Consider the following 9,821-nt stretch of genomic DNA (forward strand, 5'->3'; position numbering starts at 1 on the left):
ACCGCCCGGGACCGTCAACGCCCCTCCGTGGTGCGCCAGATGAACACCTCGCTGCTCGGCTGCCGCTCCGAGAAGAGCCCCGACGGCGAGGTCCGGGCAAGGAGGCGGCGGAGGTCCGACTCGAAGGCCGGGCGGCGCCCGGCGAAGAGGTGCGGGGTCGAGGAGGAGAGCGCGAAGACGCCCGCGACCGCGTCGTCGGCCGTACGCTCCAGCGGCCGCCCGGGACGACGATCCGCCGCGGACCGGCGAAGCCCGCCCGGGCGAGGACCGCGGCCTCGTCGCCCGGAGTGCCGTGCGGCAGCAGCCCCCGCCCGGCGCGGCGGACCGGGCCGAGGTAGCGCCGGACCAGTTCGCCGATCGCGGCGTACGGGACCGGCGGGTGCGGCAGCCCCTCGGTGGGGCGCGGTTCGCCCTTCAGGTCCGAGATGTGCGCCAGGGCGCCGCCGGGCCGCAGCATTCGTCGTACGGTCGCCGCCACCAGGTCGCGGTCCATCCAGTGGAAGGACTGGCCGAAGGTCGCCAGCGTGAAGGTGCCGAGGCCCGACGGGAGTTCCTCGGCCCGGGCCCGCACCCAGGTGGCCTTGGGCTCCGCGGCGCCCGCCCGGCGCGCCTCGGCGATCATCCCGGCGTCCGGGTCCACTCCGACGACCTCGCCGAACAGGTGCGCCAGACCCAGCGCCGGCGTGCCCGGCCCACACCCCACGTCGAGCAGCCGTCCCCGCCCGTCGAGCCCCAGCGCCCCAACCGGCGCCTCCGCCAGCCCGGGGGGCGTACGGGAGCCTGCCGCGGGTGTAGTGGGCGGCCGTTCCGGCGAACAGCGTCTCGCCCCAGGTCCAGGCGTCGTCGGTCATGGCCGCTCCCTCGGGGAGGTTCCGCTGTGGGGTGAACGGAGCTGATCATGGCCCGGGTTGACGGCTGGTCACGTCCTGGTGAGGTTGGAAATCAATGGACAGGCATCCTGTGACCAACAGACTGATCCCATGACAGTGACAGATGACAAGACCGACCTCCGGATCTACATCCAGGACGCCCGCGACGCTCTGCTCTGGAAGCTCGAAGGCCTCTCCGAGTACGACCTGCGCCGCCCGCTCACACCTACCGGAACCAACCTGCTGGGCCTGGTCAAGCACGTCACCGGCGCCGAGGCCCTCTACTTCGGCGATGCCTTCGGACGCCCCTTCCCCGAACCGGCCCCGGTGTGGATCACCGGCCAGACCGAACCCAACGGCGACATGTGGGCACGGGCGGACGAGAGCACCGAGGAGATCATCGGGCGCTACCGGCGGGTCTGGGCGCACTCCGACGCCACCATCGAGGCCCTGCCGCTGGACGCCGTCGGCAGGATGCCGTTCGGCGCCCGCCACGAGCAGACCCTGCACCGGGTGCTCGTCCACATGATCGCCGAGACCCACCGCCACGTCGGCCACGCCGACCTGGTCCGCGAACTCGTGGACGGCGCCACCGGCCAGCGCTCCGACGGCGCCAACACCGCCCCCGGCGACGCCGACTGGTGGCGGGCCCACCACGACCGTGTGGAGCAGGCGGCCCGGGAGGCCGGCGGACTCGCCTGAACCGGAGACGTCAGCCTCCGTGCCGGGCGGCCGCGCCGACGTGCCGTACGACAGCGGCCGCCCGGTCGGCGAGGGGCCCCGGGGCGATCGGGACGCACGTGTACCCGAACTCGGCGTAGGCCTCCCGATGGATCCGCTCGAACCGCAGCGACTCCTCGTACGAGATGCGCCGCGCCTCGGTCGGGGTGACGAAACCCGGGCTCTCCACGAAGAACACCCGGCGTTCGTAGACCCCCGCCTCCCGGATGCGGTCGAGTTCCCGGGCCAGAGCCGGGGTCACCGGATGGCCGAGGTGCACCGCCAAGGCGTACGTGCACACCGGCGAGCGGTCGAAGAACCGCACCTCCCCCGGCGGGCCGACGGCCCCCTCCTGCCGCCGCCGTTGCAGGGCGGCCACCGCATCCACGAACGACGGGTCCGTCCACGGCTCCGGCTCGCCCTGGGCCTGCCGCAGCGCGATGACGTCCGTGGCGGCCTCCTCGACCACCGGGAAGCCCGCGCACTCCAGCCACCGCAGGATCGCCGTCTTTCCGGCCCCCGGCGTACCGGTCAGCAGGTAGCGCTTCATCCCCGCACCCTACGGGCCCGGTGGCGACGCACGGGCACCGTGGGGTGTCGGGCCCCCGCCGGCTGCCACGCGCCCCTCCCCGCGGCCGCACCCGGGCAAGCGCCTCGCAGCTTCGGGCCCGGCTGCCACACCACCCCCGCCCGACGGCCCCCGCGCCCCTTCCCGCTCGGAGAGCGCCTCGGCGGTGTCGGGCCGGGCCGCTAGGGTCTGTGGGTCACGGGGTAGGCCGGGAGAGGGTGGGGCACGTGGGGTGTGAGCGGGTGGCGGAGCTGCCGGGTGGGGTGGTGCACGCGGGGAGTCGGGAGTTCCTGGTGCGGGAGGGGCTGCCGACGGCCGGGGCGTTCCTGGACTTCGAGGCGCTCGGGGGCGGGGAGCTGACGGCGTTCCCCGCGGAGGCGGAGCGGCTGTTCGTCCTCGGGGAGACGGAGTACTGCACGCCGTTCGCCGCCACCGGCAGCATGGTGCTGCTGGACGGGGTGACCGGGGAGGTGTTCCTGGACAACGGCGGCCCGCGGCGCGACCTGCTGGCCTCCGGCCTGGCCGCGCTGGCGGGCCTGGTCCGCGAGGTGGATGCGGTGGCCGAGGCGGCCCGGCGGCCGGAGGCGCTGGGCGGGCGACGCGGGCCGACCGTGACGGCCGAGGTGTTGGCGGGAGCCGAGCGGCGGATGCGGGAGATCGATCCCGGGCTGTTCGACGACGAGTCCGCACCGCCCCCGCACTGGGGCACCGCGCTGCTGGTGCGGGCACTGGGCTGGGGTGCGCTGCCGGGTGGTCCGGGCGGGCCCGCGTACGAGACAACCCCGGAGCTGGTGGCGGAGCTCGCGGCGCTGACGGACCAGGACGGCGGCCCTGGCCGGGTGCACCGGTTCCGGCCCGAGGACCTGCCCGCCGCCCTGGTGCACGGGCCGACCCGGCAGCTGCTGACCGAGGTCGGCCTGCCGCTGGGCGGGGCGATGTTCGGAGTGTGCGACGAGCCGCTGGTCAGCATGGGCGAGGCGTACCCCGAGTACTTCGACGGCGAGGAGGAACGCCCGTACCAGCGGGACTTCCTCGCCCTCGGGGACTGGCCGACCGACCTCACGATCGCCCTGGACGGCGCCACCGGCCGGCTGGAACTGCCGGACTGGTACGACGACGGCCACCCCGAGGCCTACCTGAACCGCGACCTGTCCGCCCTGCTCTACGCCCTCTGGACGTACGAGCGGCTGCGCGCCGAGTGGGACCGCTGGGACTACGGCCGGGCCCGGGACACCTGGGCGGTGTTCGACCCGCAGGCGCTGCTGAGCGCGGTGGTGGACCGGTTGGTGGAGGCGGTCGACCCGCAGGCGTTCGCCTCACCCGGCTGCTCCTGGCGGCTGCTCGCCGAGGACGGTCACATGGGCGGCCTGCTCGGCTGAGCCGCTCGGCCGAGCTGCACCGGTGACGGGCGGTGGGCGGCGGCGGGCGGCGGCGGCCGGCGGCGGCGGGCGGTGGGCGGCCGACGGCGGCGGGCGGCGGGCGGCGGGCGCGTCCTGGTTCCCGGTGGTCCACGGCCTGCTGACGGTGCTGGTGCGGTCGGCGGCCGGCCCCGGGTACGGGCCGGACTGACCGGAGCGTGGGCCGGGCCGGCCTGAGCGCGGCGGCACGAGCAGCGCATCCGTCGTCATCCACTGACACAGACCACCCCGGCTGTGGGCCGGGCGCAGTGGCAACCTGACCGTCCGCTACTTCGCCACTGCCGGTGTCGCGCTGGTGGCCCCGAGCGTGGCCGGGTTCCGCCGGGACGACCCGGGCGTACGGCTCGACCTCGGCGCGACCGACCCGAGGCCCCGCTCACCGAGGTGCGGGACGGCTGCGCCGCGCTCGGGATGGTGGTCAGCCCTCGGATGGTCTGCGGCTGGTCCAGCTGCGGGACGGCCGGCTTCCACCCGGCGGTCGCGGTGGACGGCCCGGACCACGCAGCCGCGCAGGGTTTCGCCGCGGCCGGTCCGGGGGCGGCACTGGTTCCCGAGCTTGGCCTGCCCCAGCGCCATCCGGGCGTCGCCGGGCAGCGGTTGAGCGGTCCGGAGCCGGTGCGCGCACTGCACGCCGCTGTCCGGGAGGACGCTTGGGGTCAGCCGGTCCTCGGCGCGCTGGTCGACGCACTGGTCGGCGCACCGCGGGCGACGGCAGGCGCGTCGGGCGGGCGTAGGCTGGGCCGATTCGATCACTTGAGAAGGCGTCGAAAGGGCATGCGGGGGATGCGCAGCGATACGGGGGAGCTCTACCGGGCGTTCGCGGAGCGGGAGGCGCGCGGCAACTCGCCGGTCTACCAGGCGCTGGCCGAACGCGTCGCCGAGGACGAGCAGTCGTGTGCGCTGCTGGACGGGCTGCCGGCCGCGAAGCGGCAGCCGAACCTGCTGTTCGGCGCGGTCAGGCACCTGGGCGGGCCGGTGACGGAGGGCTGGCCGGCCTTCCGCGACTGGGCGGCGGAGCACTGGGCCGAGGTCTCGGCGACGATGCTGGAGCGGCGGACGCAGACCAACGAGGCGGGCCGCTGCGCCACCCTGCTGCCGCTGCTGGCCGCACTGCCGCAGCCGCTCGCCCTGATCGAGGTGGGCGCCTCGGCCGGGCTCTGCCTGTACCCGGACCGGTATCGGTACCGGTACCTGGCCGGGGAGGACGGGTGCGAGCGTGGGACCGGTACCCCGGTCGCCGGGTTCGGCGTCGAGTTCGGCGCCGAGGCGAGCCCGGTGACGCTGGACTGTACGGTGAGCGGTCCGGTACCGCTCCCCGGCTCCCTGCGGGAACGGCTGCCCGAGGTGGTGTGGCGGGCCGGGATCGACCTCAATCCGCTGGACGTACGGGCCGAGGAGGACATGCGCTGGCTGGAGTCCCTGGTCTGGCCCGAGCAGACCCACCGGTTGGACCGGCTGCGCGGCGCCGTCCTGGTCGCCCGGGCCGAACCGCCGCTGCTGGTGCGCGGCGATCTCAACGCAGCGGTACGGGAGTTGGTGGCGCAGGCCCCGGCGGGGGCGACGCCGGTGGTGTTCCACAGCGCGGTGCTCGCGTACCTGCCTCCGGAGGAGCGGGAGGAGTTCGCGGCGACCATGCGCGAGCTGCCCGGGCACTGGATCTCCAACGAGGCGGTCTCCGTGCTGGCGTCCGTCGCCCGACGCCTCCCCCGCCCGGCCCCGACCGGCTCCGGACTGTTCGCGCTCGCCCTGGACGAGCGGCCGGTGGCCTTCACCGGGCCGCACGGGCAGTCCCTGGACTGGTTCGCCGAGGCGTAGGCGGCAATGCGGGCGGCGGCGACGGACAGGGCCCCCGGGCTTGAAGCTGCCGCAGCGGCAGCTTCTACCGTCGTGACCAGGGCCGGAGAACCGGCCCGGTCCACGCGAACGTGGGGACGTGGAAACGAGGGAGGCGGCCATGGCCTGGCCCATCGCTGAAGTAGCCCGGATGTCCGGTGTGACGGCCAGAACCCTCCGGCACTACGACGAGATCGGACTGCTGCCACCGGCCCGGATCGGCTCCAACGGCCACCGCTATTACGAGGAACGGCAGTTGCTCCAGCTGCAGCAGATCCTGGTACTGCGGGCACTGGGCGTGGGGCTGACCGAGATCGCCCGGATCCTGGGCGATCAGGTGGACGAGCTGGAGGCCCTGCGGGGCCACCGCCGGCGACTGGTCGCCGAGCGCGACCGGCTCGACGCCCTGGCCGCCACCGTTTCCCGCACGATCGCCGACCTGGAACGCTCCCGGAAGGACGGCACGCCCATGACCATCAACCGCCCCGAGAACCTGTTCGAGGGCATCCAGCCCGATGACGTCGACGCGAGTCTGCGTGACTTCCCCGAGCACGCCGAGGCGGCCCGGCGCGCGACCGCCGCGATGGCCCCGGCCGAGATCGAGGCCGGACAGCGCGAGCGGACCGCCCGCATGATCCGCCTGGCGGAGCTGATGGCGGCCGGCCACCCGGCCGACGCCGAGCCCGTGCAGAGCACGATCGACGAGGAGTACCGGCTGCTCGGCACCATCCGGCCGGTCCCGACCGAGGAGTACCTGACGATCGCCCGTTCCTGCACCGAGAACGAGCAGTGGAGCGCCGCGTACGAGGCCATCGCCCAGGGCCTGGCCGCGTACCAGCGTGCCGCCATGGAGGCGTACGCGGCGGCGCGGCTGTCCTGATCCGGGCCCGGTCGGATGATCGGGGTCGGGCCGGCCTGGGCTGACCTGGGCCGGGCTGGTCCCCGTCCGGCCTGGGCCGGGCCGGGCGCGTCCGGCTCTGCCCTGGCCTCTGCCGGGGAGCCTGACGGGGGGCTCCCGGGCAGGGCCGGGCGGAGCCGGGCGTGCCCCTCTCCCGGCTCTCCCCCGCCGTCACTCCGTCCGCAGCGCCGTGACCGTCCGGGTACGGGCCGCCCAGGTGGCAGGGAGGACGGCGCCGAGCAGGGCCAGCACCAGGCCGCCGAGTATCAGCGGCCCCGCCACCGACGGGGCGAACACGGCGAGGTCCGCGTCCGGCACTCCGATCCCTGCGGCCTTGGCCATCGCGGGCATCACCTGGTGGTGCACCAGGATGCCGATCGGGACCCCGATCAGCCCGGCCGCCAGCCCACTGCCGCAGACCGAGGTGAGCACCATGCCGACGGTCTGCCGTGGTGACATCCCGAGCGCCTTCAGCACCCCGAGGTCGTGCACCCGCTCCCGGGTGTCCAACAGCACGGTGTTGAGCACCCCGAGCCCTGCCACCACGGAGAGCAGCAGCGTGAGTGTGCCCGCCAGGGTGTTCATCGCCAGCACCACGATGTTGAGGTGCTCCCCGCCGGGTTCGGCGCCCAGGCCCAGCGGCTCGACGGCCTGGTCCAGCCCGTCGGCGTAGGCCTGCGCGTCGGTGCCCGGGGTGAGGTCGATGTGGAAGGAGAGCGCCTCGGCGTGGATCGTGCCGCCGAGCGGCGCCAGCGTGGCCCGGTCCGTGAACACCAGGTCGTTGGTGGTCAGGACCTCGCCGGTGATCTTCGCCGGGGTGCTCCGCCCGTGGTCGGTGAGGGTGACGGTGTCGCCGACCTTCGCCTGGTTGGCCCGCAGGTAGGCGGCGGCCACCACGACCTCGCCGGGGCCGTGGAACCAGCGGCCGGAGACCAGCTGGAAGCCGCTCCAGGAGGCGTCGCCGCTGAACGCGACCACCTCGGAGCGCCCGGTGTTCCCGGCCAGGGTGACCGGGGTGGGGACGCTGCTGAACCAGGCCCGGGTGCCCGGGCGGGAGTCGATGGCCTTGGCCACGGCCGCCTCGTCCACGTGGTCGACGGGCTGCGCGGAGCCCTCCATCGGAGCCTGGACCACCACCTTGCCCGCGCGGTCGGCCGTCAGGCCCTCCTGGAGGGAGCTCAACGAGAGCGTCAGGCCGACGCAGAGGGTGACCCCGACCGTGCCGAGCACCACGGCGGCGCCGGTGGTCGCCGAGCGGCCCGGCCGGTTGAGCGGGGAGGCCAGCCCGAGGCTGAGCGCCCGTGGCACCGGCAGCCGGCCGATCAGGTCCTGCGCCCGGGTCAGCGGGCTCGCCGCCCCTGCCCCGTCGGCCGTGCCTCGGGCGGCCGCCCGCTTGGCGCCCGGCGCCGTCCGGCCGACCGCGAGCGCCTCCACCGTCCGCAGCCGCCCGGCCCGCAGCGCCGGTACCAGCGCGGTGCCCGCCACGGCGCCCAGGGCCACCACCGCGACCACGGCGTCCACCCAGACCGGGATGCCGAGCAGTCCGCCGCGCAGGGCCTTGTGGGCCAGCCCGAGGACCGGTACGGACAGCAGGTTGCCGACGAGCACGCCGAGCGCCGTGCCGACCCCGGCGGGGATCAGCGCCTGGCCGACGTAAGCGCGCGCCACCTGGGCCGGGGTGAAGCCGAGGGACTTGAGGATGCCGATCCGTCGGGTGGCGGCACTGACGGCGCCGCTGACCACGACCCCGATGATCAGCACCGACATGGCCAGACCGAGCACCCCGAAGGCCGTGACGAACGGGACGAAGGTCGAGGCCGTCCGGTTCGCCTCCTCCTGGGCGGGCCGGTAGGAGGTGGCCTTGGCGAGCGCCCCGCCCGGGACCGCGGCGGCCAGCGCGGCGCGGCCCGCCTCCACCTCCGCGTCGCTGCCGGCGTGGGCGAGGCGGTAGAGGTACTGGGTGGCGGGCGCGGTGCCGGGCGCCGTCAGCCCGGCCACCTGCTCCGGGGCGACCCAGCCGTCCGCGCTCCAGGAGACCGAGGCGGCCAGGCCGACGACCTTGAGCGACGGGTGCCCCGGCAGGTCCGGGAAGTCCATGCTGTCGCCGACCGCCAGCGGGGAGTGCCCGTCCAGGAACACCACCTCGCCGGGGCCCTCGATCCAGCGGCCGTTGGTGACCCGCAGGTCGTCCAGTGGGCCGCTCGCGGCGCGGCCCACCAGCGTCATCGGCGGCAGCAGGCTCCCGGCCGGGGGGATCCGGGCCCCGGAGCCGGAGCGCGGCTGGACGGTGACCGCCTGGTAGGGGCCGGCCGAGGCCGTCACGCCGGACGCGTGGGCCGTCGCCGCGAGCTGGGCGGGGCTCGCCCTGGCCGGGTCGTACAGCACGTTGAGGTGCGCGCCGTGCTGGTCGGCGAAGGAGCGCTGGTACGGGCCCCGGGCGGCGACCAGCAAGCCGAGCGCGAGCATGCACGCCGTCACGGACATCATCGTGGTGAGCACCATGACCAGGGTCTGCACCCGCCTGCGGCCGACCCCGGCGCGCACCACCTTGCCGAGCGCGCTCATCGGCCACCGCCCGGCACCGGCACGACCGCCGTGTCCCGGACCAGCCGGCCGTCGAGCAGCTCGATCGTCCGGTCGGCGCAGGCCTCGGCGAGCGCGGTGTCATGGGTGACCAGCAGGATCGTCTGGCCCTCCTCGTTGAGCCCGCGCAGCAGGTCGCGGACGTCGGCGGCCGAGGCGGTGTCCAGCGCCCCGGTGGGCTCGTCGGCCAGCAGCAGCGGCGGACGGTTCATCAGCGCCCTGGCCACCGCGACCCGTTGCCGCTCGCCGCCGGAGAGCCGGCCGGGGAAGGCCCTGGCGTGCCGGGCCACCCCCAGCCGCTCCAGCAGCTCCCCGGCCCGGGCCCGGGCCTGCTCCCTCCGCATCCCGGCCAGCTGGGCCGGGAGCAGCACGTTGTCCTCCACGTTCAGGTCGTCCAGCAGGTTGAAGAACTGGAACACCATGCCGATCCGCGTCCGCCGGTACTCGGCCAGCGCGGCCTCGCCGAGCCGGTGCACGGCCACGCCGTCCACCTCCACCTCGCCCTCGCTCGGGCGGTCGAGGCCGGCGATCAGGTTCAGCAGGGTGGACTTGCCGCTGCCCGATCGGCCGAGCACGGCCAGCGCCTCGCCGGCCCGGACCTCCAGGTCGAGCCCGGCCAGGGCGGGACGGGCGGCGTCGGATCGGTCGTACGTCTTGTCGACGCCGCGGATCCGGATGATCGGCGCGTTCACGGGCCCTCCACTGTTCTGGGTCCGGCACCGGGAAGGACCCTGGCCGGCTGACGGAACACGACGCTACGAATCGGAGTCGGGGTGCGGACAGCCGTCTGGACGGCCTCTCGGAGGTGTATCCAGATACACCCCGAACCGGGTGTTCAGGCCTAGAGCGCCGGACGCCCCGGCCGGGCAGACTGACCCATCGAAAGATCGGAACCGGGGTCCGCAGCGGGCTTCGGAGCCGCGGCTTCGAGG

8 protein-coding genes and 2 pseudogenes are annotated in these 9,821 nt (G+C 75.1%); 6 read left to right on the forward strand and 4 right to left on the reverse strand.

Annotation, left to right across the window (positions count from 1 at the left end):
* Positions 1-14: 14 nt before the first annotated feature.
* A pseudogene (locus ACFU7Y_RS32020) lies at positions 15-851 on the reverse strand (class I SAM-dependent methyltransferase).
* Positions 852-980: 129 nt separating this feature from the next.
* Here ACFU7Y_RS32020 and ACFU7Y_RS32025 point away from each other — a divergent pair.
* The gene (locus tag ACFU7Y_RS32025) at positions 981-1,571 is read left to right on the forward strand and encodes a DinB family protein (protein WP_224283894.1); all 591 of its coding nucleotides are present in this window, start codon (positions 981-983) and stop codon (positions 1,569-1,571) included.
* Positions 1,572-1,581: 10 nt separating this feature from the next.
* Here ACFU7Y_RS32025 and ACFU7Y_RS32030 read toward each other — a convergent pair whose 3' ends face one another.
* Positions 1,582-2,139, reverse strand: a complete 558-nt coding sequence (locus ACFU7Y_RS32030) for an ATP-binding protein (RefSeq protein WP_380770474.1) — start codon at positions 2,137-2,139, stop codon at positions 1,582-1,584.
* Between the two features lie 260 nt (positions 2,140-2,399).
* On the opposite strand from ACFU7Y_RS32030, the gene ACFU7Y_RS32035 reads away from it, so the two are divergent.
* The 5 genes and pseudogenes from ACFU7Y_RS32035 (at position 2,400) to ACFU7Y_RS32055 (ending at position 6,288) form a co-directional block, all read left to right on the forward strand.
* Positions 2,400-3,536: an SUKH-4 family immunity protein gene (locus ACFU7Y_RS32035; protein ID WP_224283892.1), complete on the forward strand. Its 1,137-nt coding sequence runs from the start codon at positions 2,400-2,402 to the stop codon at positions 3,534-3,536.
* A 22-nt stretch (positions 3,537-3,558) separates the two neighbouring features.
* On the forward strand, positions 3,559-3,726 hold the full coding sequence (locus ACFU7Y_RS32040) for a hypothetical protein (RefSeq protein WP_380770475.1): 168 nt from the start codon (positions 3,559-3,561) through the stop codon (positions 3,724-3,726).
* 278 nt (positions 3,727-4,004) lie between these two features.
* Positions 4,005-4,256 (forward strand): annotated as a pseudogene (locus tag ACFU7Y_RS32045) (LysR substrate-binding domain-containing protein); the annotation flags it as partial.
* Between the two features lie 102 nt (positions 4,257-4,358).
* On the forward strand, positions 4,359-5,390 hold the full coding sequence (locus ACFU7Y_RS32050; protein ID WP_380770478.1) for a DUF2332 domain-containing protein: 1,032 nt from the start codon (positions 4,359-4,361) through the stop codon (positions 5,388-5,390).
* Between the two features lie 139 nt (positions 5,391-5,529).
* Positions 5,530-6,288, forward strand: coding sequence for a MerR family transcriptional regulator (locus ACFU7Y_RS32055; RefSeq protein ID WP_224284658.1), 759 nt, complete (start codon positions 5,530-5,532; stop codon positions 6,286-6,288).
* A 189-nt stretch (positions 6,289-6,477) separates the two neighbouring features.
* On the opposite strand, the gene ACFU7Y_RS32060 is transcribed toward ACFU7Y_RS32055, so the two are convergent.
* Together ACFU7Y_RS32060 and ACFU7Y_RS32065 are read right to left on the reverse strand one after the other, a co-directional pair.
* On the reverse strand, positions 6,478-8,871 hold the full coding sequence (locus tag ACFU7Y_RS32060) for an FtsX-like permease family protein (RefSeq protein ID WP_380770476.1): 2,394 nt from the start codon (positions 8,869-8,871) through the stop codon (positions 6,478-6,480).
* Entirely contained in the window at positions 8,868-9,581 is a 714-nt protein-coding gene (locus ACFU7Y_RS32065; protein ID WP_374119953.1) for an ABC transporter ATP-binding protein, read from the reverse strand. The genes ACFU7Y_RS32060 and ACFU7Y_RS32065 overlap by 4 nt, the downstream gene beginning before the upstream one ends.
* Positions 9,582-9,821 lie beyond the last annotated feature (240 nt).

The sequence above is a fragment of the Kitasatospora sp. NPDC057542 genome (assembly GCF_042801945.1).
Lineage (GTDB): Bacteria > Actinomycetota > Actinomycetes > Streptomycetales > Streptomycetaceae > Kitasatospora.